At 57.9% G+C, this 26,189-nt stretch carries 21 protein-coding genes and 2 tRNA genes; 16 read left to right on the forward strand and 7 right to left on the reverse strand.

Features of this window, described 5'->3' with window-relative positions; translation table 11 throughout:
* Nucleotides 1-38: 38 nt before the first annotated feature.
* The 7 genes from C8N45_RS03440 (at nucleotide 39) to C8N45_RS03470 (ending at nucleotide 7,729) form a co-directional block, all read left to right on the forward strand.
* The gene (locus tag C8N45_RS03440; protein WP_108385142.1) at nucleotides 39-1,319 is read left to right on the forward strand and encodes an MFS transporter; all 1,281 of its coding nucleotides are present in this window, start codon (nucleotides 39-41) and stop codon (nucleotides 1,317-1,319) included.
* Between the two features lie 348 nt (nucleotides 1,320-1,667).
* Nucleotides 1,668-2,792: a tRNA guanosine(34) transglycosylase Tgt gene (gene tgt / locus C8N45_RS03445; RefSeq protein ID WP_245882529.1), complete on the forward strand. Its 1,125-nt coding sequence runs from the start codon at nucleotides 1,668-1,670 to the stop codon at nucleotides 2,790-2,792.
* A gap of 268 nt (nucleotides 2,793-3,060) precedes the next feature.
* The gene (gene lon / locus C8N45_RS03450) at nucleotides 3,061-5,469 is read left to right on the forward strand and encodes an endopeptidase La (protein WP_108384780.1); all 2,409 of its coding nucleotides are present in this window, start codon (nucleotides 3,061-3,063) and stop codon (nucleotides 5,467-5,469) included.
* Between the two features lie 327 nt (nucleotides 5,470-5,796).
* Nucleotides 5,797-6,642, forward strand: a complete 846-nt coding sequence (locus C8N45_RS03455) for a GIY-YIG nuclease family protein (RefSeq protein WP_133175929.1) — start codon at nucleotides 5,797-5,799, stop codon at nucleotides 6,640-6,642.
* A 171-nt stretch (nucleotides 6,643-6,813) separates the two neighbouring features.
* Nucleotides 6,814-7,374: a histidine phosphatase family protein gene (locus C8N45_RS03460; RefSeq protein ID WP_108385143.1), complete on the forward strand. Its 561-nt coding sequence runs from the start codon at nucleotides 6,814-6,816 to the stop codon at nucleotides 7,372-7,374.
* 41 nt (nucleotides 7,375-7,415) lie between these two features.
* Nucleotides 7,416-7,491: transfer RNA gene (locus C8N45_RS03465), tRNA-Val, on the forward strand.
* A 161-nt stretch (nucleotides 7,492-7,652) separates the two neighbouring features.
* A tRNA-Asp gene (locus tag C8N45_RS03470) sits at nucleotides 7,653-7,729 on the forward strand.
* A gap of 209 nt (nucleotides 7,730-7,938) precedes the next feature.
* Here C8N45_RS03470 and C8N45_RS03475 read toward each other — a convergent pair.
* A complete protein-coding gene (locus C8N45_RS03475; protein WP_108385144.1) occupies nucleotides 7,939-9,312 on the reverse strand; it encodes a M20/M25/M40 family metallo-hydrolase in 1,374 nt (457 codons plus the stop codon).
* 155 nt (nucleotides 9,313-9,467) lie between these two features.
* Between C8N45_RS03475 and C8N45_RS03480 the strand changes: the two genes are divergently transcribed.
* The 4 genes from C8N45_RS03480 (at nucleotide 9,468) to ispG (ending at nucleotide 13,773) form a co-directional block, all read left to right on the forward strand.
* Nucleotides 9,468-9,758 (forward strand): hypothetical protein, encoded by a 291-nt coding sequence (locus C8N45_RS03480; RefSeq protein ID WP_133175930.1) that lies wholly within the window; start codon nucleotides 9,468-9,470, stop codon nucleotides 9,756-9,758.
* A 232-nt stretch (nucleotides 9,759-9,990) separates the two neighbouring features.
* Nucleotides 9,991-11,214 (forward strand): 5-aminolevulinate synthase, encoded by a 1,224-nt coding sequence (hemA, locus tag C8N45_RS03485; protein WP_108384783.1) that lies wholly within the window; start codon nucleotides 9,991-9,993, stop codon nucleotides 11,212-11,214.
* 114 nt (nucleotides 11,215-11,328) lie between these two features.
* Nucleotides 11,329-12,561, forward strand: coding sequence for a helix-turn-helix domain-containing protein (locus tag C8N45_RS03490; RefSeq protein WP_108384784.1), 1,233 nt, complete (start codon nucleotides 11,329-11,331; stop codon nucleotides 12,559-12,561).
* An 84-nt stretch (nucleotides 12,562-12,645) separates the two neighbouring features.
* On the forward strand, nucleotides 12,646-13,773 hold the full coding sequence (ispG, locus tag C8N45_RS03495) for a flavodoxin-dependent (E)-4-hydroxy-3-methylbut-2-enyl-diphosphate synthase (RefSeq protein ID WP_108384785.1): 1,128 nt from the start codon (nucleotides 12,646-12,648) through the stop codon (nucleotides 13,771-13,773).
* 83 nt (nucleotides 13,774-13,856) lie between these two features.
* Here ispG and C8N45_RS03500 read toward each other — a convergent pair whose 3' ends face one another.
* Complete coding sequence (locus C8N45_RS03500; RefSeq protein WP_108384786.1) at nucleotides 13,857-14,624, reverse strand: MBL fold metallo-hydrolase; 768 nt, start codon at nucleotides 14,622-14,624, stop codon at nucleotides 13,857-13,859.
* 93 nt (nucleotides 14,625-14,717) lie between these two features.
* On the reverse strand, nucleotides 14,718-15,461 hold the full coding sequence (locus C8N45_RS03505; RefSeq protein WP_108385145.1) for a DsbA family protein: 744 nt from the start codon (nucleotides 15,459-15,461) through the stop codon (nucleotides 14,718-14,720).
* 124 nt (nucleotides 15,462-15,585) lie between these two features.
* On the opposite strand from C8N45_RS03505, the gene C8N45_RS03510 reads away from it, so the two are divergent.
* The 5 genes from C8N45_RS03510 (at nucleotide 15,586) to C8N45_RS03530 (ending at nucleotide 22,656) form a co-directional block, all read left to right on the forward strand.
* Nucleotides 15,586-16,731, forward strand: a complete 1,146-nt coding sequence (locus C8N45_RS03510; RefSeq protein WP_108385146.1) for a pyridoxal phosphate-dependent aminotransferase — start codon at nucleotides 15,586-15,588, stop codon at nucleotides 16,729-16,731.
* Nucleotides 16,728-17,876 carry an N-acetylmuramoyl-L-alanine amidase gene (locus C8N45_RS03515; RefSeq protein ID WP_108384787.1) on the forward strand — a complete coding sequence of 383 codons (1,149 nt, stop codon included), beginning with the start codon at nucleotides 16,728-16,730 and terminating at the stop codon, nucleotides 17,874-17,876. Before C8N45_RS03510 ends, C8N45_RS03515 begins: the two co-directional genes overlap by 4 nt.
* A gap of 197 nt (nucleotides 17,877-18,073) precedes the next feature.
* Nucleotides 18,074-20,587, forward strand: a complete 2,514-nt coding sequence (locus tag C8N45_RS03520; protein WP_108384788.1) for a penicillin-binding protein 1A — start codon at nucleotides 18,074-18,076, stop codon at nucleotides 20,585-20,587.
* A gap of 66 nt (nucleotides 20,588-20,653) precedes the next feature.
* Entirely contained in the window at nucleotides 20,654-21,778 is a 1,125-nt protein-coding gene (gene prfB, locus C8N45_RS03525) for a peptide chain release factor 2 (protein ID WP_108384789.1), read from the forward strand.
* 119 nt (nucleotides 21,779-21,897) lie between these two features.
* Nucleotides 21,898-22,656 (forward strand): DUF2189 domain-containing protein, encoded by a 759-nt coding sequence (locus tag C8N45_RS03530; RefSeq protein WP_108384790.1) that lies wholly within the window; start codon nucleotides 21,898-21,900, stop codon nucleotides 22,654-22,656.
* Between the two features lie 252 nt (nucleotides 22,657-22,908).
* On the opposite strand, the gene C8N45_RS03535 is transcribed toward C8N45_RS03530, so the two are convergent.
* From C8N45_RS03535 to bcp, 4 genes are all read right to left on the reverse strand, one after another.
* Complete coding sequence (locus tag C8N45_RS03535; protein WP_108384791.1) at nucleotides 22,909-23,394, reverse strand: bactofilin family protein; 486 nt, start codon at nucleotides 23,392-23,394, stop codon at nucleotides 22,909-22,911.
* Nucleotides 23,384-24,691, reverse strand: coding sequence for a M23 family metallopeptidase (locus tag C8N45_RS03540; protein ID WP_245882530.1), 1,308 nt, complete (start codon nucleotides 24,689-24,691; stop codon nucleotides 23,384-23,386). Before C8N45_RS03540 ends, C8N45_RS03535 begins: the two co-directional genes overlap by 11 nt.
* Before the next feature lie 164 nt (nucleotides 24,692-24,855).
* Nucleotides 24,856-25,662 carry a ferritin-like domain-containing protein gene (locus tag C8N45_RS03545; RefSeq protein WP_108384793.1) on the reverse strand — a complete coding sequence of 269 codons (807 nt, stop codon included), beginning with the start codon at nucleotides 25,660-25,662 and terminating at the stop codon, nucleotides 24,856-24,858.
* A gap of 17 nt (nucleotides 25,663-25,679) precedes the next feature.
* Nucleotides 25,680-26,147 carry a thioredoxin-dependent thiol peroxidase gene (gene bcp, locus C8N45_RS03550; protein ID WP_108385147.1) on the reverse strand — a complete coding sequence of 156 codons (468 nt, stop codon included), beginning with the start codon at nucleotides 26,145-26,147 and terminating at the stop codon, nucleotides 25,680-25,682.
* Nucleotides 26,148-26,189 lie beyond the last annotated feature (42 nt).

Genomic DNA, 26,189 nt, shown 5'->3' on the forward strand with positions numbered 1-26,189 from the left:
CAAGATCGCTGCGACCCCAACGTGATAGGAACGCTCGGATGATAAACATGATGGCTTCTGTTTGGGCGCTCCTTCTGGGCGTTGTGCTTATCATGCTTGGCAACGGGATGCATTTTACCCTGATGGGTCTGCGTGGTGGGATTGAAGGGTTTTCCTCGGCCGAACTTTCCATCGTGACCTCTGCGTACTTTCTGGGCTTCCTTTCTGGTGCGCGTTTAACGCCCGCCCTGATCCAGCGGGTGGGGCATGTGCGCGTCTTTGCTGCACTGGGTAGTTTCATCTCTGCAGCCCTGATCGCTTTCACACTCTGGGCAGAGCCTTGGTCTTGGACGGTTCTGCGGATCATTATCGGTTTTTGCATGTCCGGGGTCTATGTCGTAGCGGAAAGCTGGCTTAACAACGCAACCACCAATGAAAACCGCGGAAAGATGCTGTCGGCCTATATGCTTGCGCAAACGCTTGGCATCATCGGGGCGCAAGGCCTGCTTACGCTGGGTGACGCGGCAAATGCGGCCCTGTTTATCGGAGCCTCAATTCTGGTGTCCATTTCTTTCGCGCCGATCCTGCTGTCGGTCCAGCCTGCGCCCGCTGTGCAAGTCGCCAAGCCCGGCGGGCTCAAGGACCTTTTTGATGCCTCGCCGCTTGGCACTGTCGGGATCTTCTTGCTGGGGAGCATATATGCCAGCCAATCAGGGATGGGGGCGGTTTTCGGCAGCGAGATCGGCCTGAGTCCCAACCAGATCGCGCTGTTCGTGGCGATGTTGTTCGGTGGTGCGATACTGATGCAGTTGCCGATCGGTTGGCTGTCCGACCGGATAGATCGGCGCAAGATCATTTGCGGCACCGCGTTTCTTGGCGCTGCGGCCTGCGGAATGGGGTATATGGCGCAAAGTCCACCTGCCTGGCTGTCTGTCGATCCGCTCATTCCAATCATCGCCGCGGCCTTCTTCGCTGGTGGCATGACAACGCCGCTTTATGCACTTCTGCTGGCTTATGCCAACGACAATGTGCCTGCTGAGGATATGCCTGCGATCTCGGGTGGTCTTGTCTTTACCTTCGGGCTGGGCGCCATCCTTGGACCTATAGTCGCGGGTCTTGCTATGGAAGCCATTGGTCCATTCGCATTCTGGATTGTGCTTGGTTTTACATTTTTGGCGATCACGCTTTATGCGCTGTACCGAATGTCCCAGACCGAGGCGAAACCGGTGTCCGAGACGGATGCCTATGTGAACCTTGTGCCAACGGCCTCGATTGTCGCAGTGGACGACGCTACCATCTGGGCGGCGGAACATGCAGAGGCCGAGCAGCCCCTGACATGAAATCAGATCATGTTGTCAGTCTGGCAATCAATACATCATGACGCTGTGAGATGAACACGACAGACAAAGTACATCGAACGTCAACCGGACATTCGCGCGCGACGCAACATCTGTCAGAATGGGCTCTATTGACACATTCGCCGCATGCTGCACCAAGGACCGCATTTTTCCATGGTGGCAATTGGCGAGGTAAAGGACAAAAACATCTGATGTTCTTTGACAAACTATACCATGACGCGAAAACCGCGTGGTTCGCGCGGCCCGGCTGGGTGTTGCGATCTGCCATCGTTGGGTGTGTGGGCCTGTCTTCCCTTGGCAAGTCTGGGATTTTGTACCATGTGGGACCTCATGAAGTTTTCGTTTGATTTGCATGCCACTGATGGCAAGGCCCGGACCGGTGTCATCCACACCGCGCGCGGGGATATCCGCACGCCCGCTTTCATGCCCGTGGGCACTGCCGCGACGGTCAAGGCGATGATGCCCGAGAGTGTTGCCGCAACCGGTGCTGATATTTTGCTGGGCAATACCTACCATCTGATGCTGCGTCCCACAGCAGAGCGGATTGACCGCTTGGGCGGCCTGCACAAGTTCATGAATTGGCATAAACCTATTCTGACCGACAGCGGCGGGTTTCAGGTCATGTCCCTGTCGGACCTGCGCAAACTGACCGAAGAGGGCGTGACTTTCAAATCCCATATTGATGGCTCCAAACATCACCTGACGCCGGAACGGTCGATGGAGATTCAAAAGCTGCTGGGGTCGGACATTGTCATGTGTTTTGACGAATGTCCTGCACTGCCTGCGGACCGCAAGCGCCTCACCGAAAGCATGGAACTGTCCATGCGGTGGGCGCAGCGGTCGCGAGATGCGTTTGGCGACAGACCCGGCCATGCGCTGTTTGGTATCCAGCAGGGCGGGCTAGAGGAGGATTTGCGCGCCCAGAGCGCCGAGGCGCTGCGCGCGATTGAATTTGACGGTTATGCAGTCGGCGGTCTGGCTGTGGGCGAGGGGCAAGAGGCCATGTTCAGTGTGCTGGATTTTGCACCGGACCAACTGCCACAGGACAAGCCGCGCTATCTGATGGGCGTCGGCAAGCCTGATGACATTGTCGGGGCCGTCAAACGCGGAATCGATATGATGGACTGCGTGCTGCCGTCGCGGTCAGGGCGCACCGGGCAGGTCTTTACCCGCCGCGGCGTGGTCAATATCAAGAACGCCCGGCACGCCGACGACCCGCGCCCGCTGGATGAACATTGCACCTGTCCGGCCTGTTCCCATTACAGCCGCGCCTATCTGCATCACGTGTTCCGCGCGCAGGAGATGATTTCAGGGATGCTGCTGACCTGGCACAATCTGCATTATTTTCAGGATATCATGCAGGGGATGCGCAGCGCGATCAGTACGGGCGCGTTTGACGCGTGGGAGGCCGATTTTCATGGAAACCGCGCGCTGGGCGACATCCCGCCTTGCTGATCTGGCAATTGCCCTACTGTCCGGCGTTGGCAATGATCGCGGGAGACTGGCGTAAAATGCGGCGCGACTAATCGCGCCTGCCCATCCAATCATTCACATTTTCATGCTAATTGGTCTGTGGTATCTTATTTCCAGTCGATTTCGACGAATTGGCATTTTCCGGTTGAAGAGAGGGGACCCTCGCCCCACATAGAGAGGCGAAGAGGGGACGCTCTTGGTTGCTGCGCAGGCGGGACTGTGGCGTTCTGCTAAAAAAGGAAAAAAGAGTATGCAAGAACCATTGAGTTCATCTTACCCAGTCTTGCCGTTGCGTGATATTGTGGTGTTCCCACATATGATCGTGCCTCTGTTTGTCGGCCGCGAAAAATCTGTGCGCGCGCTCGAAGAAGTGATGCAGGACGATAAGCAGATTTTGCTGTCCAGCCAGATGGATCCAAGCGAGGACGATCCGGCACAGGATGGCATCTATAAGGCGGGCGTTCTGGCGAACGTGCTGCAATTGCTGAAACTGCCCGATGGCACAGTCAAGGTGCTTGTCGAAGGGCGCAGCCGTGTTCGCATCACCAAGTTTCTGCCGAACGATAACTTCTTTGAAGCATCCGCAGAATATCTGACCGAAATCCCCGGCGCGCCTGCCGAGGTTGAAGCGCTTGTGCGCAATGTGTCGGCTGAATTCGAACGGTACGCCAAGATCAAGAAGAACATCCCCGAAGAGGCGATGGCCGCTGTGGGCGAGGCGACAGAGCCTGCGAAACTGGCTGATCTGGTTGCCGGGCATCTGGGCATTGAAGTCGAGCAAAAGCAGGGGCTGCTGGAAACGCTGTCCGTGTCCGAACGGCTGGAAAAAGTGTTCGGTATGATGCAGGGCGAAATGTCTGTCTTGCAGGTCGAGAAAAAGATCAAGACACGCGTAAAGTCCCAGATGGAGCGCACCCAGCGCGAGTACTATTTGAATGAGCAGATGAAAGCCATTCAGAAGGAACTGGGCGATGGCGAAGAGGGCCAGAATGAAGTGGCCGAGCTTGAAGCGAAGATCGCCGAAACCAAGCTGTCCAAGGAAGCCCGTGAAAAGGTGGATGCAGAGCTGAAAAAGCTCAAGAACATGTCGCCGATGTCTGCGGAAGCAACCGTCGTGCGCAACTATCTTGACTGGATCCTGGGCGTGCCATGGGGCGTGAAATCGCGCACCAAAAAGAACCTCGCCAATGCGCAAAAGGTGTTGGACAACGACCACTACGGGCTTGAGAAGGTCAAGGAACGGATTGTCGAGTATCTGGCTGTGCAACAGCGGTCGGCCAAGCTGAAAGGCCCGATCATGTGTCTGGTCGGCCCTCCGGGTGTTGGTAAAACATCGCTGGGCAAATCGGTTGCCAAAGCCACGGGGCGCGAGTTTATTCGCATTTCCTTGGGTGGGGTGCGTGACGAATCTGAAATTCGTGGCCACCGCCGGACCTATATCGGGTCGATGCCCGGTAAGATCATTCAGGCGCTGAAAAAGGCCAAGACGACCAATCCGCTGATCCTGCTCGATGAGATTGACAAGATGGGTCAGGATTTCCGTGGCGACCCTGCGTCGGCCATGCTGGAGGTGCTGGACCCTGAACAGAACGCGACCTTTGTCGATCACTATCTGGAGGTCGAGTACGACCTGTCGAACGTGATGTTCCTGACTACGGCGAACAGCTATAACATGCCGGGGCCGTTGTTGGACCGGATGGAGATTATCTCGCTCTCTGGTTATACAGAGGACGAAAAGGTCGAGATCGCCAAACAGCACCTGCTGCCCAAGGTCATGAAAAACCACGGGTTGAAGGAAAAGGAGTTTTCGGTGTCGGACGATGCGCTTTTGTCGATGGTCCGCGTCTATACCCGCGAGGCGGGTGTGCGGAACATGGAGCGTGAATTGGCAAAGGTGGCCCGCAAGGCCGTGACCAAGATCGTCAAGAAAGAGGCCGAGGTGATCGAAGTGACCGCCGACAACCTGACCGAGTTTCTGGGTGTCGAAAAGCATCGCTTTGGACTTGCCGAGGAAAGCGACCAGATTGGCGTTGTGACCGGACTGGCCTGGACAAGTGTGGGCGGTGAGCTTCTGAATATCGAAGCGTTGCGGCTGCCGGGCAAGGGCCGGATGAAAACGACCGGTAAGCTGGGCGACGTGATGAAGGAATCGATTGATGCCGCATCGTCCTATGTGCGGTCCATTGCGCCTGAAATCGGGATCAAGCCGCCAAAGTTCGACACGATCGACATTCACGTGCACGTCCCTGACGGGGCAACTCCAAAGGACGGTCCGTCAGCGGGTCTTGCGATGGTCACATCCATCGTGTCGGTCCTGACAGGGATTGCTGTGCGCCGCGATATCGCCATGACCGGCGAAGTGTCGTTGCGCGGCAATGCGATGCCAATCGGTGGCTTGAAGGAAAAGCTGCTGGCCGCTCTGCGCGGTGGGATCACGACGGTCCTGATCCCGCAGGAAAATGCCAAGGACCTGCCCGAAATTCCTGACAACGTGAAGGAAGGGCTGACCATCATTCCGGTCAAACATGTGTCCGAAGTGTTGGAACATGCGCTGGTCAGCAAGCCCGAGCCGATCGTCTGGGATGAAGCTGCGGAAGAAGCTGCGGCCGCTGCCGCGCTCAAGTCCTCGGACCCAAACCAGACGGCCCGCGCGCACTGAAGTTGTGATCAGGTAAGTTGACAAAGGGCACGGCTATCGCAGCCGTGCCCTTTTTTGCATTGCATCGTGCAAACCCGATTGGTTGTAACTTGGAAAGAAATGAGCATCGCGCTGTTGAGCCAATGCCGCGCCCTAAAATCGTTTCGTCGGCTTTCAAGAAGAATAACTCTGTCCATTCCCAAACTTCACTATGCGGAACTTTCTGCCGTTCGCAGCATCAGCGATGTGCAGGGCGGAGAGCGGACGCCTCCCAAGGCCTGCTCACTTGATCTGCAGCCATGATTGATCGATGCTGGATTTGCACCCCCCTAAAGGAAGGATCATCTCGTGCCATTCAACGCCATGGTGTCCGCAAAGCTTGCGGCTTATGTCTATGCTCTGGCCGACCCCCGCGAAGAAGGGGCGCTCAAGGACCGAGTTTTCTACATCGGGAAAGGGAACGGAAATCGCTGTTTTAGCCATGTTCAGATTGAGACGGACGGTGCGCCCCTCAAAGAAGGCGAGCATAAACTCGCTAAGATTCGCGAAATTCGTAGCGCGGGGTATGACGTCGAAGTCCTCATCGTCAGTCATGGGTTGACGGACCCCGAAGCTCACTTCCTCGAAACGGCATTGATCCCACTGGTAGGCGACACCAACAAGGTCGCCGGTCACGGTGACCGAGGGTTCTGGTTGACTGAAAATCAGGTCAAGGAGATCCACGACAGGTCTATCGAACGGGGCGATATCGACCTGCTCCGCGGGAATGTGCTTTTTGTGAGCTTGAACCAGCAGGACGCTACTAAGCTATTAAATGGCGTTGAAGACGAGGTCGCACAGGCCACACTGGGGAACTGGAACCTAAACGTTCGGGACTCCCGCCGTGTGGATTGCGTTGTTGGCGTCAAGAACAGCTTAATCCTATCGATTTTTGAGACCGAGAAGGTCCCCGACAACATCACGCGGTTCGATCGGCTTTCGGCCCCAACGAAAAGAGCGCATGGTCGTTCTCGGTTTTTCGGAACAAGACGTGGTGACCTCGAGGAGCAGCTGAGAGGCCGGACAGTTCGCCAAGAGGGGCAGGTGCTCTCGAAGATCAGACCTGGCGCAGGATGCCAGTTCTTTCCCGCGATGGCATATCACGCGCTCTGGCTCCGATGGCCGAGAAGGCCTTCCATGCTTCCGCATGCCTGAATGTCACTCCGGGCTCAAGCCAGACACTCACTGTGCTTCGCACGTTGTTATTCAAGTGGCTGACTTTTGCAACGCTGTCCTTTTTTGTTTTCAAAGCTATTCGAGGATTGCGACCGCGTTTGTGGCGTGCTTTGTCTTGCGACCGCAAACACTGACAATTTCGGTAATCTGATGCCCTATCCCGAACTCTACATTCTACGCCACGGCCAGACCGTTTGGAATGCCGAAGGGCGGATGCAGGGTGAATTGAATTCTCCGCTGACGGCCAAAGGCCGGACGGATGCGGCGCGGCAGGGTGAGATCCTTGCGACCCGCAGGCTGAAGGGATTCGGCTTTTTCACGAGCCCGCAGGGGCGGGCCTTTCAGACTGCGGGCATTGCGCTGGCGCATCTGGCCGATACAATCCGCACCGATGATCGCCTGCGCGAGATCGGCGTCGGCGACTGGACCGGTCTGCTGCGTGATGATTTGCCCATGCCCGACGTACCGGACCCGTTTATCGCACAATATGAAATGGCACCGGGCGGAGAGGGTATCGCAGCGCTGGAAGTGCGTGTGCGTGCCTTTCTTGCTGATCTGGCCGGGCCTGCCGTGCTGGTCACGCATGGTATCACGTCACGTGTGCTGCGCTGTGTGGTCGTGGGAAACGCGGCCCTTGAGGCCGCGAACATCCACGGTGGGCAGGGCTGTGTTTATCATTTGAAGGATGGTCAGCAAAAGCTTTTGGAATGAGGCTTGCACTTCTCAGATGGCTGGTCTAAATCACGCAAATCGGGTGATTAGCTCAGTTGGTAGAGCGCTTCCTTTACACGGAAGATGTCGGGAGTTCGAGCCTCTCATCACCCACCATGCCCCCTGATCCTCTTCTGCCCTTGCTGAACGCGCCACGTGTGCCGGACCTGTTGCAATGCCTCTGGATGCACGAATTGCACGTGGGAAGATTTTTCCGACAATAAGCGCAAAAAGTCCATTGACGCCCCCCCGCACTTGGCCTATTCCGCAACCTACGCGCGGTTGTAGCTCAGCTGGTTAGAGTACCGGCCTGTCACGCCGGGGGTCGCGGGTTCGAGCCCCGTCAACCGCGCCACTTACCATTTCATTTGTGACAAGACTTCAACGCACCTGATAGGTGGTTGAATTCATTGATCTATTGTCTTTTCCCGGATCTGTCGTGGACCGATGCCCCGTCGCGCCATTTGCAATGACGGGGGCGCCCACTCGCGTTGGAAGGATGCGAGAGGCACAAGCGGTCATGTCCCGCCAACCACCTATGGGTTGGCTGACGGGACGCGCCGGTCAGCTTGTCATTTCATGCAGAATTCGTGCCCATGATCTGATTCCCTTGTGGAATGACGACAGGTCGTATTTTTCGTTGGGCGAATGGATCTGGTCATCATCCTTGCCAAAACCGATGAGCATCGCATCCATATCAAGGATGTCCTTGAAGTAGGCCGCGATCGGAATCGATCCGCCGCACCCGACAAAGGCCGCTGCATTGGGCCATTCATCCGACAGTGCCTTGCGCGCCTGATCAAAGGCGGGATGCGTCGTGGTCATCTGCCCTGCAGCCGACGCGCCATGGTCGCTAAATGCGACCGCGCAGTCCGCTGGCATCATGTCCTGCACCATCTTGCGAAAGTTTTCACGGATCGCCAACGGGTCCTGCGTGCCCACAAGGCGAAAGCTTATCTTGGCGTGGGCTTGTGATGGCAGCACCGTCTTGAACCCGTCGCCGGTATAGCCGGCCCACATGCCGTTGACTTCGCAGGTGGGGCGCGACCAGATCATCTCGAGCGGGCGGCGGCCTTTTTCGCCCGCAGGTTCTGACAGGCCGACTTCGCCCAAAAATGCCTTGTGGTCGAATTTCAGATCATCCCATGCGGCGGCCAGTTCGTTGGAAAGCTCGGGCACTCCGTCATAGAAGTCGGGGATGGTGATCCGTCCGTCTTCGTCGTGCAAGGCCGCGATGACTTTTGCCAAGACACGCGCGGGGTTCATCGCCAGACCACCAAACATGCCTGAATGCAGGTCCTTGTTCGCGCCGGTGATCGTCAACTCTTCGCCAAGCAGGCCGCGCAGCTGGGTGATGATCGCGGGCGTGTTGTCACCATAAAGCCCGGTGTCGCAGATCAGGGCGATATCGGCTGTCAGCTCATCGCGGTTTTCCGCCATGAAAGGCGTCAGTGACGGTGAGCCGGATTCCTCTTCGCCTTCAAAAAAGATCGTGATGTTGCAGGGCAGGGCGCCATGTTCGGCCTTCCATGCGCGGCAGGCTTCCACAAAGGTCATCAACTGCCCCTTGTCGTCAGATGACCCCCGACCACGGATCACCTTGCCCTTGGCGGTGTCTTCGACCTGCGGATCAAACGGGTCACGGTCCCACAGGTCCAGCGGGTCAACAGGTTGCACGTCATAGTGTCCGTAGAAAAGCACATGGGGGCCATCGCCGCCCGTATGGGCCACAACCATCGGGTGCCCGGGTGTTTCGCGTTTGCTTGCCGTGAAGCCAATTGATTGCAGATCGGCCACCAGCCAGTCGGCGGCCTTGTCGCAGTCGGCCTTAAAGGCAGGGTCGGTTGAAATCGACGGGATGCGCAGCAATTCCAGCAGGCGCTCTGTCGCCTGTGGCAGGTCCTGGTCAATGCGGGCAAGGACGGGGTCAAGTGTCATTGGGGTCACCTTTGTTTGGATATGCGCGCAGGGTGGCAGGAATGACAGCGCGGTCAATCTCAAAAAGGCGTAGCGATGGTCACGGCTTCTTAATGCCTCGGGTGCAAGATCGTGTTGCGCGCACAAAAGAAGAGGGGCGACCTTTGGATGACCTGTTGAAAATGTCACCAAAGGACTATTGGGACAGTCTGTTTGGGCAAATCTTCGAGGTTCACGCGCTCTTTGGCCTGTTGATCTACGTGCCGCCTGCCGTCTTTGGCGTGATCTTTCTGGCCCGTCGGTCCGGGCGGGTCTGGTTATCCTGGCGCGTCGATCAATCCCGGCTTTCCCTGGCGCTGGCATTGGCCGATTGGCGGCCGGACCCCTCTGCGGTGGCCCATGCCGCGGTGAAGGACCCTCTCGCGCCACTTCGGATACCACAGGCCATAGGCATAAAGCCGCCCTGAAGGCCTGAGAACGGCCCATTGATCCCGCATTTCAATGATCTGGCCAGTCGATGTCTGTGCAGTCGGGCAGAGATGGATTGATCCATATCAATGTTTCACGGAGTGTTCACATCTAGTCATGTCGCCAGAGCGACAGTTTGTAGCGTATTGCCCGAAGCAGAATGACTCTATATGACGCTTAGAACGATTCAAAACACGACGGTGTTTTGTGAGTTGGTGAGAGGAAAGACTGTTGGACTATACCGCGAAGCTAGATGTTGCACTGGACCGTTTGCATCAGGAAGGACGCTACCGGACCTTTATCGATATCGAACGCAAGCGCGGTCAGTTCCCGCATGCCACGTGGCGCAAGGAAGATGGATCTGAGGCGCCGGTGACGGTCTGGTGCGGCAATGATTATCTGGGCATGGGTCAACATCCTGCCGTGCTTGCCGCGATGCATGAGGCGATTGACGCAACCGGTGCAGGCTCGGGCGGGACACGCAATATTTCCGGTACAACCGTCTATCACAAACAGCTGGAAGCCGAATTGGCCGATCTGCACCGTAAAGAGGCGGCGCTGCTGTTTACCTCTGCCTACATCGCAAATGATGCCACTTTGAGCACACTTCCAAAACTTTTTCCGGGTCTGATTATCTATTCTGACGCGCTGAACCATGCGTCAATGATCGAAGGCGTGCGCCGCAATGGCGGGGCCAAGCGGATTTTCCGCCATAACGATCTGGACCATCTGCGCGAACTTCTGGCAGCTGACGATCCTGAGGCGCCAAAGGTGATCGCGTTTGAATCGATCTATTCGATGGATGGTGATTTCGGACCCATTGAACAGATATGCGATCTGGCCGATGAATTTGGCGCACTGACCTATATCGACGAAGTCCATGCCGTGGGCATGTATGGCCCGCGTGGTGCCGGTGTCGCCGAGCGTGACGGCCTGATGGGCCGTATCGACATCATCAACGGCACCTTGGCCAAGGCTTATGGCGTGATGGGTGGCTATATTGCGGCATCTGCAAAAATGTGTGACGCCATAAGGTCTTATGCGCCGGGTTTCATCTTTACAACGTCGCTGCCTCCTGCGATTGCCGCGGGTGCTGCGGCGTCAGTGGCGCATCTCAAGCTCGACCCGTCCCTGCGCGATCAGCACCAGACACAGGCCAAGACGCTGAAGCTGCGGCTCAAGGGGTTGGGGCTGCCGATTATCGACCATGGCAGCCACATTGTTCCGTTGATCGTGGGTGATCCGGTGCATACCAAGGAACTGTCGGATCTGCTGCTTTCAGACTTTGGCATTTACGTGCAGCCTATCAATTTCCCCACTGTGCCGCGTGGCACAGAACGGCTGCGTTTTACGCCGTCACCCGTACATGGACCGCTGGAAATGGATGCGCTGGTTGGCGCGTTGGACAGCCTTTGGTCCCATTGTGCGCTCAATCGAGCCGATCTCGCCGGTTAACCTTTTTTCAATATGTGCAAGGTCATCACCAATATGTTATTGGTTTCGAAGGCGTTCACTATTTTCGATTCGGATTGAGGGCGTCTAGGGGCAGCAAAAGCGACGGGACAGTCGATGATCGGGAAGAGCTTCAGGCGCGACGGCGCTGCCGGAGAGGGCGAAGCCAAAGGCTTTGACGACTTCGAGTTGCGTTTAGGGGATTTGATGCGCGGGGAACGTGCGACCATGGGCAAGAGCCTGTTGGACGTGCAGCGCGAACTCAAAATCAAGGCCCCCTATATTGCCGCGATAGAGAATGCAGACCCGTCTGCCTTTGACACCCCCGGTTTCATTGCGGGCTATGTGCGGTCTTACGCGCGATACCTCAACCTTGACCCGGACGAGACCTTTACTGCCTTTTGCGAAGAAAGCGGATTTGTCACCGCGCACGGCATGTCCGCCGAGGCGTCGTCGATCAAGGCAAAGCGGGGCGCACCGGTCGCTGGCCCGCTTGGTAATGATATTTTTTCCCAGCCCTCCACCCCCTTCATTCCCGCAGGCGAGGCGATGTTTTCACAGATCGAACCGCGCGCAATCGGGTCCTTTGCGGTGCTGGTGGCGCTGATCGGTGGTTTGGGATTTGGCGGCTGGACCGTCTTGCAGGAAGTGCAAAAGGTGCAGTTTGCACCTGTCGAACAGACGCCTGTAGTGGTGTCCGATCTTGACCCGCTTGCCGGTGCCTCCAACACGCTGCGCTCGGGTGTGGCGTTAGACGGGGTGGCCAATGTGTCGCCTGATGCATTGGACCGGCTTTATCGTCCGCAGGCGTTGGATGTGCCTGTGCTTGTGGCGCGCGATGCACCGATTTCGACACTTGTACCGGGCAATATCGGTGCTTTGGCGCCGCTGCCCGCCCCCGAACCGGGTATCGATTTTGCTTCCATTGATCTGCCAGAGCGGCCAAGCCCGGCCGCCGTGCAGGTCGTCGAGCCCCCCGCGCCGGAAGTGCAGCTGGTGGCGGTCCGCCCTGCGTGGGTGCGTGTCCGTGCCGCCGACGGTTCCGTTATCTACGAAACCATCATGAACGCTTGCGACACGTTCGTTGTGCCAACAACCGAAGAGCCCGCCGTTTTGCGAGTGGGCGAAAGTGGTGCGGTGTATTTCCGCGTGAACGGCACACATTACGGGCCTGCTGGGCCGACAGGCGTTGTGACGCCCAATGTTGCACTGTCGCCAGACAGTCTGACGGCCTCCTATGCGGTTGCCAATCTGGGTGCGGACAGCGATCTGGCGGAAATCGTTCAGATCGCCGATACGGGTCTGACCGGCAGCGGCCTGCCGCGGCAGAATCTTGTCTGCCCCGAATAGACGTCCTGCGGCATTCGGGCGGTTGCAGCATAGCGCGGTGCGGCTTACCCTACAGGAAATGGCCACCATCGAAAGCATAGCTTGATGTCACTCAATCACATCCGTCCCTGGCGCAATATCTATCGGCGCAAATCGCGCCAGATTATGGTCGGGAAGGTGCCCGTTGGCGGGGATGCGCCAATCACCGTCCAGACCATGACAAATACGCTGACGACGGACGTCAAGGCGACCATAGCGCAGGTGCAGGCGGCGGCGGATGCGGGTGCGGATATCGTACGGATTTCTGTGCCGGACGAGGCATCGAGCCGTGCGTTGCGCGACATCGTGCCCGAAGTGACGGTGCCGATCGTGGCCGACATCCATTTTCATTACAAACGCGGGATCGAGGCGGCAGAAGCTGGAGCCGCCTGCTTGCGGATCAATCCGGGCAACATCGGGGATGAAAAGCGGGTCAAGGAAGTGATCAAGGCCGCGCGGGATCATAATTGCTCGATCCGGATCGGGGTGAATGCCGGGTCGCTGGAAAAGCACCTGCTGGACAAATACGGCGAGCCTTGCCCCGACGCGATGGTGGAAAGTGGTCTGGATCATATCAAGATCCTGCAGGATAATGATTTCCACGCGTTCAAGATTTCCTGCAAGGCATCCGATGTGTTTATGGCGGCGGCCGCCTACCAGCAACTGGCAGATGCGACCGATGCGCCGATCCATTTGGGTATCACTGAGGCGGGCGGTCTGACCTCCGGGACGATCAAGTCGGCGATTGGTCTGGGCAATCTGTTGTGGATGGGCATTGGCGACACGATCCGTGTGTCGCTGTCGGCTGATCCGGTCGAGGAAGTCAAGGTCGGCTACGAAATCCTGAAATCGCTTGGACTGCGCCACCGGGGCGTCAATATCATTTCCTGCCCGTCCTGCGCGCGGCAGGGCTTTGACGTGATTAAGACCGTCGAGGCGCTTGAGAAACGGCTGGAACATATCAAAACCCCGATGTCACTGTCGATCATCGGCTGTGTCGTGAACGGTCCGGGTGAGGCGTTGATGACAGATGTCGGCTTTACCGGCGGTGGGGCAGGGTCCGGCATGGTCTATCTGGCAGGGGCGCAAAGCCACAAGCTGTCCAACGAGGGTATGATTGATCACATCGTTGAACAGGTTGAAAGAAAGGCAGCAGAGTTGGATGCCGCGGCGAGGGATGTCGCCGCAGAGTAGGACGGATTGAAATCCATCTTACGGTCCGTCAATGCGCGCCATTTCAAGACCGTAAGATGGATCTTGATCCATCCCCGCTTTGGTCAGGCGTACCAGCCGCCCATTTTGACTTCTGTTGCACCATCCAGCAGGTTGGCAAATTCCGCAGGGTCCTGCGTGCCATTATCGCGGCCCCGGTAGTGATAGGGGTAGACATAGGTCGGCGCGAATTCTGCAACAGCTGATGCGGCGGCTTCTGCGTCCATCGTAAATGGCAAATTCATGCAGACAAAGGCCAGATCGATGTCCGTTAGCGCGCGCATTTCCGGGGTATCTTCCGTGTCACCGGAAATATAGATGCGCATCCCGTCAATCGTTACCACATAACCGTTGTCGCGGCCTTGTGGATGAAAGTTCAGACGGTCTTCCGAGATATTATAAGCCGGGATCGCTTCCACGGCCACATCGCCGGCTGTCGTGCTTTCGCCATTGGCTATGGCAGTGGCTTTGCCGATCATATCGGCGGGCAGCATTGCCATGACCGCAGGGTTCACGATCATTTGCGTCGTGTCGCCCACGATTGCGGCCAGCGTGTCCGCATTATAGTGATCTCCATGTTCGTGGGTGATCAAAATCAGGTCGGGCGCGGCGAAGTCGCTATAGGATGCGGCGTCGCCCACCGGATCAACGTAAACGACCCCCGCCGGCGTTTCCATGACAAAGGACGCATGGCTGACCGAATGCACCGTCACCCTGCCATTGGCTGTGTCAAAGCTGTCAGCGGCATGGGCGGCTGCGTGCAGTTGATAGGGAAGAAGTGTGACGCCGCTCATTGCGGCGGCTCCGGTCAAAAATCTACGGCGTGTCGTCATACCTTGATCCTTTGTGTTAGCTTACAAGAAGCCGAATAGATCAAGTTTCCGGTCTGTCCATCAGACAGCGCAAAGTTGCGGATCACAAGCCTGTTATTGCGCGCGCAACTCTTCCACCAGCTGCTCCATCTGCGCCAGTTGCAGATAGCCGCGCACAATCTGGTCTTCAAAGACAAAGGTCGGTGTGCCGCTGATATTAAGCTGCTGTGCAAGGACGCTGTTTGCGGCGATAATTTCGCTCACGACGGGGCTGTCCATCTGCGCCAGAACGGCATCTGTATCTATCCCCAATGTGCTGCCCAACCGTGTCAGGCTTTGTTCCGAGATGTCGCCGCGAAACTCCATCAGCGTGTCATGCACGGCCTTATAGGCATCATCACCGCCGACAATCTGCGTCGCAATTGCAAACCGGGAGGCGAGGACGGATTGCTCACCAAGGATGGGCAATTCCTTGACCACAAACCGGATATTGGGGTCATCGGCAAGCAGTTGGGCCACTTCCGGAAAGGCGCGCTTACAATAGCCGCACCGATAATCCATGAATTCAACAACTGTGATGTCACCTTCGGGATTGCCATCGACGAAAGAGTAGCCGTCATTTTGCAGGGCGTCTGCGTTGGCGCGCGCAAGCTCCAGATCTGCTGTCAGCTGGGCGTTCTGTTCGCGTTGTTGCAGGATTGCGATCGCTTCCTGCAGGACTTCGGGGTTATCAAGCAAATAGGCCCTGACCTCTGCCCTGAATTGCACGCGCTCCTGCGCGGTCAGATTATCAAGCTCAAGTGCAGTTGCCGGATGGGCAAACAAGAGCGCGAGGGGCAATGCGAAGCGAGCAATCATCATCGGGGCCTTTATAAAATTGAGACGCCCTGCAAAGATCATATCCGTCGTGGCTTGCCAAGGTGCATTGACGTCACATGGCAGTGAAGGGCACATAGACCCCAAAGCAGACATGAGGCAAAAGATGCGACAATCGCGCCGCGGTGACGTAGATCCGTTCATAGTGATGGATGTCATGGAGGCTGCCCGTCAGGCCGAAGAGGCGGGGCGCCACATAATCCATATGGAGGTTGGTCAGCCGGGGACGGGGGCCCCTGACGCGGCAAGGGGGCAGTTGGCGCAGGAATTGTCCGACCCGCTGGGATATACCGTTGGTCTTGGCCTGCCTGCCTTGCGCGCCCGGATCGCGCACCACTACGGTGAATGGTACGATCTTGACCTTGACCCGTCCCGCGTTGTCATCACAAGCGGGGCATCCGGCGGGTTCCTGCTGGCGTTTTCGGCACTTTTCGACAATGACGACCGGGTTGGGCTGGGTACCCCCTGCTATCCGTCTTATCGGCAAATCCTCAAGGCTGTCGGGTTAAGTCCCGTTGACATTCAGACGTCGCTGGAAAACCGGTTTCAGCCTGTGCCCGCTGACGTTGCCGCCCACGAACTGGCGGGGCTGATTGTTGCCTCTCCTGCCAATCCGACGGGGACGATGCTGGATGAACAGGCGCTGGCGGACTTGGCCGAGGCGTGTGCGGCGCGCAACGCGGCGCTGGTTTCGGATGAAATCTATCACGGGATCGACTATGATCGTCCGCCCGTATCGGCACTGAACGTAACGGATGATGTTTATGTGATTAATTCCTTTTCGAAATATTTCTCCATGACGGGTTGGCGTGTCGGCTGGATGGTCGTGCCGCACGACCATGTGCGCCGGGTTGAGCGGCTGGCGCAGAATATGTTCATTTGCGCCCCCCATGCGTCGCAGCGGCTGGCTTTGCATGCCATGGATTGCACCGGAGAACTGGAGCAGAACAAGGCCGTCTATGCCGCCAACCGCGAGCTTATGATCGCCGGGCTAAAGGCGGCCGGGTTTGATCAATTCGCCCCCCCCGACGGGGCGTTTTATGTCTATGCCGATGTGTCCGCCCATACAGGAGATGCACGCAAGCTCGCGGCAGATATACTGCAAGAGGCAGGCGTTGCCGTCACACCGGGGGCCGATTTTGATGCCACCCGCGGCCAGCATTGGTTGCGCTTTTCCTATGCCAGATCGACAGAGGACATCGCAGAGGGGCTACGCAGACTGGCGCGTTTCATGGCGGGCCGGAACGGGTGATCCGCGTTGTCCTCTTGTGGTTTCTGCTGGCGACGGGTGCCTTTGCACAGGTGCAGGTTGATTCCGCGCGCAGCCATATTCGCGACGGCTGGTGGAAGCTTGATATCGCGTTGGGTTTGAGTGATGTAACACCCTTTCGGGTGTTTACCCTTGATGCGCCGCGCAGGCTGGTCATTGATCTGGCGAACGTCGATTGGCCCGATATTGCCACGTCTGATCTGCTTGAGCGGGGGCGGGCGACAGGGCTTCGTACGACAGCGCTCGGGGATGGCTGGACAAGGCTTGTGATCGACCTTGCCGAACCCATGGTGCTGTCCGCGGCCCGGATGAGCGCGGGCGATGCGGCTGTGAGCTTGCGCATCACCCTCGCGCAGGCCACAGCGCAGGAGTTCGCCACCAAAGCCGGTGCCCCGCCGGGTGTGGGCTTTGACGGGGTGGTGGACGGCTCGGTGCGCGACAGCCCCACAAACGGTCCGCTCGTGGTCATGATCGACCCGGGCCATGGGGGGCTTGATCCGGGCGCACAAAGAGACGGGTTGCTCGAGGCTGATCTGATGCTGGCCTTGGCGCGCGATGTGATGCGCGGCCTGTCGCAGGTTGCGGGGGTCAAGGCCGTGATGACGCGCGATTCAGATCAATTTGTGCCTTTGGCGCAGCGTGTGTCGATGGCGAGGGCCGCGGGCGCCGATCTGTTGATTTCGCTGCACGCGGATGCGCTGGATGTGGACGAGGCGCAGGGTGCATCGGTCTACACGCTGACGATTGATGGCGGCGATGCGGCCGCAACGCGGATGCTTGAACGGCATGCGCAAGGGGATTTGCTGTCGGGGATTGACCTGCGCGGGCAGGGCGACCGGGTAGCGACGGTTCTGATGGATTTGGCGCGGCAGGAAACAGCCCCGCAAAGCCGCGCTTTCGCTGATCTTCTTGTGCAACAGATGCAAGGCCGTGGCGTGCGTTTAAACGCGCGCCCCCGCAGGGAAGGACAACTTGCCGTCCTTGCTGCGGCCGATTTTCAAAGCGTTCTGATCGAGGCGGGTTTTCTGTCAAACGCGGCCGATCGTGCCCGGTTGCGTACCCCGCAGGGGCGTGCACCTTTGGTTGCTGCAATTGTTGCGGCTGTTTCCATCTGGGGCGTGGATTGAAATCCTCGTTACGGTCGGGCAAAATCTGCGCTTCTGCTCTGGCCGTGACGACTGTACTTGCGCGGTCCGGGGCCAACGGGCACTCAAAAGTGATCCCGCGCGCGGTGTCATACAGGCAAAAGTGCTATTTGGTCTTTTGACCTGCGGTACCGGATTGCCTATATAGAACGGGAACTCAGATAGGATACCTGTCCCCGGTGTTGCGTTACATTCTTTCATTCTTTGGTGGTATCTTCAGTCTGCTGACCATGGGGGCGCTGATGGGTGCGCTGACCCTTGGTGCCGTTTTTCACATGTATGGCCGCGATCTGCCAACCTATGAAACCTTGTCGCAGTACACACCCAAGATGATCAGCCGGATTTATTCCAACGAAGGCCGGATCATTGACGAATTCGCGCAGGAACGCCGCCTGTTCACTCCCGCCGAGGAAATCCCCGACCTTGTCAAACAGGCCTTTATTTCGGCAGAGGACAAAAATTTCTACACCCACGCAGGCTATGATCCGCGCGGGATAGCCGCCGCGATCTATGAAGCCTTTCAGTCACGCGGCGAGACCTTGCGCGGTGCCTCGACCATTACCCAGCAGGTGATGAAGAATTTCCTGCTTGATGGCTCCACCACGCTGGAACGCAAGATCAAGGAAATCATTCTGGCGACCCGCATCGAAGGGGCCATGTCCAAGGAAAAAATTCTTGAGCTTTACCTGACAGAGATTGATCTGGGCGTCCGGTCCTTTGGTGTGACCGCCGCCGCACTTTCCTATTTCAACAAGCCGCTGTCGGCTTTGTCACCCGCTGAGGCTGCTTTTCTTGCAGTCCACCCCAAGGCCCCGTACAGCTATCATCCGGTCAAGAACCGTGATGCCGCCATTGTCCGCCGCAATTTCATCCTGCGCGAGATGTTCCAGAATGGCTATCTGACGAATGATGAATATCAGACAGCACTCGCCGACCCGCTGCGCACGGTGCAGAATGGCGATTTTCCAAGTTTCCGCGCCAGCCTGCCGCCGCGCGATTATTTCACCGACGAAATACGCCGTCAGCTGAGCCAGAACTTTGGCCAGGAAGAATTCTTTTCCGGCGGTCTTGCGATCCGCGCGACTGTTGATCCTGAATTACAGGTCTCTGCGGCCCATTCACTGCAACGCGCGTTGGAGGAGTACGACCGCAACACGACCATCTGGCGCGGCACCGGCGAAACCATCGCAGAGGATGCTCTGGCCACCGAAGAGGGATGGCGCACGGCCCTTGCCGCTGTTGATGTGGCCCGTGACATTGATCTGGACGGTAAGTGGCATGTCGCCGTGATCCTTGACGTTGCTGAAAACCAGTTGCGCATCGGCATCGAGGATCTGATCGAAACCGAAGCAGAACCCTTTGTCATCCCCCGCGAAGATATCAAGTGGATCAAAGGCGACTTCTTTGAAAACTACACCCCCGGTGATGTCGTCCATGTACGCCGCATGACCGAGAACGGTACATTCGTTCGCTGGACCCTGCGGCAAGTGCCTGAGGTGCAGGGCGGCTTTATGGCGATGGACGTCAACACAGGCCGCGTGATCGCCATGCAGGGTGGCTTCAGCTATCAACATTCGGTGTTTAACCGTGCCACGCAGGCCCAACGCCAGCCGGGGTCGTCCTTCAAGCCGTTCGTCTATGCCGCAGCCCTTGATAGCGGCTATTCCCCTGCGACAATCGTCGTTGACGCACCGATCGAGATCAACACCCCCCAAGGTGTCTGGCGCCCGACTAATGCCTCCAAGCAATATTATGGGCCGACCCCGCTGCGCACTGGGATCGAACGGTCGCGGAACCTGATGACCATTCGTCTGGCGCAGGAAATCGGCATTGATACGGTGGGTCGCTATGCCGAAAAATTCGGCGTCTACGAGAATATGAACCGCGTGCTTGCCGCCTCTCTAGGGTCGGACGAGACGACTTTGTTCAAGATGGTCGCGGCCTACGCGATGTTCGCCAACGGCGGTGAACGGGTTGAGCCCACGCTTGTTGACAGGGTGCAGGACCGCTTTGGCAATACGGTCTATCGGCACGATCAGCGGACCTGTGTCGATTGCGCGGACCGGGCCCTTGCTGCGGGCTATGCACCGCGCATCACGTCCAATCGCGACCGGGTGATGAATGAAATTACCGCCTATCAGCTGACCTCCATGATGCGGGGCGTTGTGGAGCGGGGCACGGCAAGCAGTTCGGTCAATCTGCCGGTGCCGATCGCGGGCAAGACGGGCACAACGAATGACGCCAAAGATGTCTGGTTTATCGGCTTTTCCTCCAACATCGTAGCGGGCTGCTATATCGGGTACGATACACCACGCAGCTTGGGGAGCGGCGCGTCGGGTGGCGGGTTTTGCGGCCCGGTTTTCAACCGCTTCATGTCTGACGCCATCGACAAATACGGCGCAGGCAGTTTCAAGGTGCCCGCCGATTGCCAGTTCATTAATATCGACCGTTTCAGCGGCGCCCGCCTGCCGGACGGCGCCAGTGGCGACAATGTGATTGGTGAATGTTTCCGCCCCGGCGAAGAGCCTCTCTTTGGCATCATGTTTGACGGTGGTTTTGCCATGTCAGCCGACCTGCCGCTGTTTGATGATGTGCCGCGCAGTGGCCGTAATGTGACCACCTCGACCGGTCAGACCGCCACCGTGGGCCCCAAAGCCAGCTTTGGCACCCTGTCAAGCGGCGGTCTTTACTGACCGCTTCTTGCAGGGCGGTCAGCCGCAGGCTATCACCCCCCAACGTTGATCTTGAAAAGGTGCCCCATGCGCGCGGAAATCCAGAACTCTGTTGATGCGATCCAGAAATCGCTCAATTTGCTTGCCCAACGGATGGACCGCGACACCGCGCCCCACAGGTTGGAGGAATTCAACGCCCGTGTCGAGGACCCGACCCTGTGGGATGATCCCGACGCGGCCCAGAAACTGATGCGTGACAGGCAGTTGCTCGTGGATGCAATGGCCAATTACGACCGCATCCGTCAGGAATTGGACGACAATGTCGAACTGATCGAGATGGGCGAAATGGAAGATGACGCCGAGGTGGTTGCCGAAGCCGAATCCGCCTTGCTGGCGCTGCAAAAGACTGCCGCCCAAAAAGAGTTGGAGGCGCTTCTGGACGGTGAAGCCGACGGCAATGACACGTTCCTTGAAATCAACGCCGGTGCAGGCGGCACCGAAAGCTGCGACTGGGCCAATATGCTGGCGCGCATGTATGTGCGTTGGGCCGAGAAAAAGGGCTACAAGGTTGAATTGCAGTCCGAACAGTCGGGTGATGAGGCGGGGATCAAATCAGCTGCCTACAAGATCAGCGGCCACAATGCCTATGGCTGGCTGAAATCGGAAAGCGGCGTGCACCGGCTGGTGCGCATTTCGCCCTTTGACAGTCAGGCCAAGCGCCATACGTCCTTTACCTCGGTCAAGGTCTATCCGGTGGTGGACGACAACATCGAAATCGACGTGAACCCGTCGGATATTCGTCTTGATACCTACCGGTCATCGGGGGCGGGGGGGCAGCACGTCAACACCACGGATTCGGCCGTGCGCATTACGCACCTGCCCACGGGCATTGTTGTGACCAGTTCGGAAAAGTCCCAGCACCAGAACCGCGATATCGCCATGAAGGCGCTCAAGTCCCGGCTGTACCAGATGGAGCTGGACAAACGCTCTGCCTTGGTGAACGAGGCGCATGAGAACGCCGGTGATGCTGGGTGGGGCAACCAGATCAGGTCTTATGTTCTGCAACCCTACCAGATGGTCAAGGACTTGCGCACCGGCTTCGAGACGTCCGACACAAAGGGTGTGCTGGATGGTGATCTGGATGGTCTGATGGCGGCCACACTGGCGATGGCTGTCTCTGGCAAAAGCCGTGCGGAGGCCAACGCAGAGTAGCGTTTCGCCTTTGATCCGAAACCGCAGATAAGGGCGCGACGCCAGAACGGCCAATGAAGTGACAAATCATTGGACGATGGGGCGGCGATAATGCCATTCTGCGATCGGGAGGTGCTCTGATGGTATCAACTGAAACACAATCCGTAACGCCGCAGCAAATCAGGCTGGCCGATCTGGGCGCGGCCCTGTCAGCGGGGCTGCGTGACTTTCGGCGCGCGCCGCAATTCGGGCTGTTCTTCAGCGCGGTCTATGTCGTCGGCGGCTTTGTCATGCTGTGGTTGGGGGCCGGGCATGTGAGCTGGGTGCTGGCCACATCGCTTGGCTTTCCGCTGATCGCACCCTTTGCAGCTGCGGGCCTTTACGAGGTCAGCCGCAGGCTGGAAAAGGGCATCGCGCTGGATTGGAAAGGCGTGCTGGGCATTGTCTGGGCTGAACGCAATCGGCAACTGCCCTTGCTGGGGGCCTTTATCGTGTTCTTTTTCCTTGTCTGGACGTTTCTGGCCCATATCGTTTTTGCGCTTTTCATGGGGCTTTCGACCATGACCAATATTTCGGACAGCTGGGCGGTGTTCCTGTCGGCAGACGGGATCAAGATGATCTTTGCAGAGTTTGTTATTGGGACGGTACTGGCGCTGATCCTTTTTTCTTTGACGGTCGTCAGTCTGCCGATGCTGCTTGACCGCGAAGTTGACGTGATCACGGCGATGCTGCGCAGCTTGCAGGCGGTCCGCGAGAACTTCCTTGTGATGCTGGTCTGGGCGGTGACAGTCGCCGTATTGAGCCTTCTTGCGCTGTTGCCATGGTTTTTGGGACTGATGATCGTGTTGCCCGTTCTGGGGCACGCCACATGGCATCTTTACCGCAAGGCAATTGCGTAGGGTCAATACCGCGGTCAGAAGCACCAAAAGTTCTGACGACCTGCAATTCAGCGCGATCCGCTTTTTGGGAAAAGCCGCTCGCTTCTTATGGCCAAAAATATCCTGGGGGTCCGGGGGCAAAGCCCCCGGGCGGTCGGCTTGCATGGCAAGCCGAAGCAGGTCAGGCGCGGGCGTCATCTGCCCCGAAAGGCTTTTGCAAAAGACAAAAAAGGGGCGCCGCTGGCACCCCCGTTGTTCTCAGATATGCCGGTCTTATGACTTCGGCGTGTCGCCTGCCGCTGCTGTCGTTGGCATCTTTTTGGCACCGGTTGACAGCGGATCGTCCTGCCGCTGAACAGAGCCTTCGAAATGCGCACCGGACTCTATGGCGATCGTCTTGTGGATGATGTCACCCTCAACACGGGCTGTTGATGTCAGGCGCACCTTGAGGCCACGCACCCGTCCGACGACGCGACCATTGACCACAACATCATCGGCCATCACTTCGCCTTTAACGGTCGCACCTTCGCCGACTGTCAGCAGGTGGGCGCGAATGTCGCCTTCAACCTGACCTTCGACATTGATGTCGCCGGTTGTCTTGATGTTGCCGGTAATCAGCAAATCAGCTGACAGCACGGATGCTGGCGGCTTGGCGACAGGCGCGCCCGGTTTTACGGGGGCAGACTTGGCAGTGTCTGCGCCCTTTGCGTTGTCGGCCACTTTGGGCCCCGGTTCGTTGATTTTGGATTTAGAAAACATCTTGTCCCGCTTTTATATAGATCATTGGGTTTACAGGCTCGCCCCCGACGCGAACCTCATAGTGCAAGTGTGGGCCAGTTGACCGTCCAGAATTGCCCATAGCACCAATTCGTTCGCCACGCGAGACTCTTTGTCCAACCTTGACGTTCATTGCATTCAAGTGTGCGTATCTTGTCTCAATTCCGAATTCATGGCGAATCTTGATCAGCCGACCATAGCCCGACGACCAGCCTGCATGGGTCACAACGCCATCAGCGGTGGAATAGATCGGGGTGCCGACAGGGCCCGCAAAATCGGTGCCCGCATGTAGCCGTCCCCATCGCTGGCCAAAGCCGGACGTGAAGCGGAAGTTGGATTTGACGGGGATGTCGAAGGGCGCTTTTTCGGCGGCAATCCGGTACAGATTGATCCGGTCCATCGCCCCCAGAATATCATTCGCCCGGTCCGCATCAGGGTCGATTGTTCCACCACGGGTTGAAAACTGGAGCGGCGTCAGCGGACCACCGGTGCCGGAATAGCCACGGCGCACCTGTGCGATCAGGTTATCCGGGTCCATGCCTGCCGCGCGGAACATCCGGTCAAGCGGTTCGACAGACACCAGCATCGCTTCTTCCAGCTGGCGGAAAATCTGGTCGTTGCGCTCTTGCAGCAGGCGGAGTTCAAGTTCCATTTCGGAGGCGTGATCAATGGCAAATTCGGCGTCTGCGGCGATCATGTCCCGCTCTGCCGCGGTTTCTGCCAGGGCATTTGCCAGCAGGTCAACCGTGCCGACCGCATCCTGGCTCAGGGCCGTGACTGTCGTTTGATCGGTTTCCGCGGCAAGGGCCGCCAGTTCCTTGCGCGCATCTTCCCGCGCCCGCATCGTGTCACGCAAAGTGGATTGTACCACCTCGAGCCCGGTTTCGAGTTCGCGCCGCTTTTCTTCGGTGTTCAGCAATTCCGTCTGCATCAGCGAAATCTGCCGGAGAGCAGAGTTGAACCGCTCGTGCGCGGCCAAGGCTTCGGCGGCGCGCTGGTCGCGTTCCGCAGACAAGGCATTAAGCCGCTGTTCATAGGTCAATTGATCGCGCTGCGCTTGCGCGCGGAAATTGCCGGCGCCGATACTGTCCATCAACAAGATTGCAGTTGCCACGATTGTCCAGGCGACAACGATTGTGCAGCCTGCCCAAGCCACCAACTGCGTTTCGGGTTTGAGCCGAATGAAACGTGTTTCCGTGTCCGACCGCAGGAACAGCCGTCTTTCGGGAAAGTGGCGTTCAAGAAAGCCATGGATTTTCTGTGTCAGTCGTGATCGCACGTTGTGTTTTCCGTCCGTTCCCAGTTTCAGTTGCGGGGTTCCCATCTCAACAGGCGTTGCGTGTTGTTATCCAGATGAACAAGATGCTGCAAGATTTTTGCCACCCGATGGGAGGGAAAGCGCCTGTTTTGGATGCAAGTGCCCTAAAATAGTGCCCCTGAGGGTCATCTGCGCGCTTGCGATACATCCTGCGCGAGTGGCCAGTAGAAATCCGGCGGTATCCCCGCTTCGGCCCGCTTTTCTTCGTTGAAGGGTGGCTTGAGCTGGCTGTGGAAGTACTTGCGGACCAGATCATGAAAGACGCCGGTGGGGTCCAGATCATGCCGACCGCACAGGAAGTGAAACCATTTTGACCCGTAGGCGACATGATGGACTTCTTCGGCATAAATGATCTCGAGCGCTGCGACCGCGTCCTTCAGCTTGGCCTGCCTGAAGATCTTGATCATGCCGGGGGTGACATCCAGCCCCCGCGCCTCGAGCACCATCGGCACCACGGCCAGCCGCCCCATCAGGTCGCCTGTGGTGTCTTCGGCGGCCCGCCACATGCCTGCGTGGGCAGGAAGGGCGCCGTAATGGCTGCCCATCCCTTCAAGACAGTCGCACATCAGATTGAAATGTTTGGATTCTTCGTCGGCTGACTTGACCCAGTCATCATAGAACCCGATGGGCAGTTTGGTGTCTGTAAAGCGGGCGATGATGTCCCAATGCAAGTCAACCGCGTTCAGTTCGATGTGCGCAACCGCGTGCAACAGGGCAATCTGACCTTCGGCGGTGCCCGGCTTGCGGTGCGGCACGTCGCGGGGGTCCAGCAATGCGGGTTCGTCGGGGCGGGCCGGAAACAGCGGCGGTGCGGCAGTCCCGATGTCAGGCGTTTGGCCCGCCTTGCGCGCGCTTTGCCATTCTGCGGCATACCGGCGCGAAAGGGCTGTCTTTTCGCGGCCATCAGCGGTCATCAGCACTGCCACGGCCATTTCGGCAAGAGGCAAGGTCACAGGGCGCGCACCGCGTCAAGCACGGCATCAACATGGCCGGGCACTTTGACCTTGGGCCAGCTCCGGGCGATCTTGCCGTCGGTGCCAATCAAAAATGTCGCCCGTTCGATGCCCATGTAGGTTTTGCCGTACATGCTTTTTTCCTTCCAGACGCCGTAGCGTTCGCACACGTCGCCTTCTTCGTCCGACAACAGGGCGACCCCCAGATCATGTTTGGCGACGAATTTGTCGTGCTTTTTGACGCTATCCTTGGACACGCCTAGAATGACCGTATTCAGCGCCGTGAAGTCGGCCAGTTTTTCGGTGAAGCCAATCGCCTCCTTCGTGCAGCCAGAGGTGTCGTCACGCGGATAGAAATAAAGAACAACATTTTTGCCGCTGAAGTCAGACAGGTTGACGATGTCGCCGCCATCGCGGGGCAAACTGATGGCGGGGGCAGGTGCGCCGGGCGCAAGTTCGGTCATGGCGTGGTCCTTTTCGTGGAAGTTGTGTTTTCTTTGGTTCCG

Origin of the sequence: Yoonia sediminilitoris (genome assembly GCF_003058085.1) — a bacterium.
GTDB classification, from domain to species: domain Bacteria; phylum Pseudomonadota; class Alphaproteobacteria; order Rhodobacterales; family Rhodobacteraceae; genus Yoonia; species Yoonia sediminilitoris.

Excerpts from the sequence above, each read along its gene's own strand:
- bcp (WP_108385147.1), bottom strand. The coding sequence starts at position 26,147 with ATGACCGAACTTGCGCCCGGCGCACCTGCCCCCGCCATCAGTTTGCCC.
- ispG (WP_108384785.1), top strand. The coding sequence starts at position 12,646 with ATGTCACTCAATCACATCCGTCCCTGGCGCAATATCTATCGGCGCAAA.
- C8N45_RS03545 (WP_108384793.1), bottom strand. The coding sequence starts at position 25,662 with ATGGCCGTGGCAGTGCTGATGACCGCTGATGGCCGCGAAAAGACAGCC.
- C8N45_RS03535 (WP_108384791.1), bottom strand. The coding sequence starts at position 23,394 with ATGTTTTCTAAATCCAAAATCAACGAACCGGGGCCCAAAGTGGCCGAC.
- lon (WP_108384780.1), top strand. The coding sequence starts at position 3,061 with ATGCAAGAACCATTGAGTTCATCTTACCCAGTCTTGCCGTTGCGTGAT.
- C8N45_RS03490 (WP_108384784.1), top strand. The coding sequence starts at position 11,329 with ATGATCGGGAAGAGCTTCAGGCGCGACGGCGCTGCCGGAGAGGGCGAA.
- prfB (WP_108384789.1), top strand. The coding sequence starts at position 20,654 with ATGCGCGCGGAAATCCAGAACTCTGTTGATGCGATCCAGAAATCGCTC.
- C8N45_RS03460 (WP_108385143.1), top strand. The coding sequence starts at position 6,814 with ATGCCCTATCCCGAACTCTACATTCTACGCCACGGCCAGACCGTTTGG.
- C8N45_RS03505 (WP_108385145.1), bottom strand. The coding sequence starts at position 15,461 with ATGATTGCTCGCTTCGCATTGCCCCTCGCGCTCTTGTTTGCCCATCCG.
- tgt (WP_245882529.1), top strand. The coding sequence starts at position 1,668 with ATGAAGTTTTCGTTTGATTTGCATGCCACTGATGGCAAGGCCCGGACC.
- C8N45_RS03500 (WP_108384786.1), bottom strand. The coding sequence starts at position 14,624 with ATGACGACACGCCGTAGATTTTTGACCGGAGCCGCCGCAATGAGCGGC.
- C8N45_RS03440 (WP_108385142.1), top strand. The coding sequence starts at position 39 with ATGATAAACATGATGGCTTCTGTTTGGGCGCTCCTTCTGGGCGTTGTG.
- C8N45_RS03475 (WP_108385144.1), bottom strand. The coding sequence starts at position 9,312 with ATGACACTTGACCCCGTCCTTGCCCGCATTGACCAGGACCTGCCACAG.
- C8N45_RS03510 (WP_108385146.1), top strand. The coding sequence starts at position 15,586 with ATGCGACAATCGCGCCGCGGTGACGTAGATCCGTTCATAGTGATGGAT.
- C8N45_RS03530 (WP_108384790.1), top strand. The coding sequence starts at position 21,898 with ATGGTATCAACTGAAACACAATCCGTAACGCCGCAGCAAATCAGGCTG.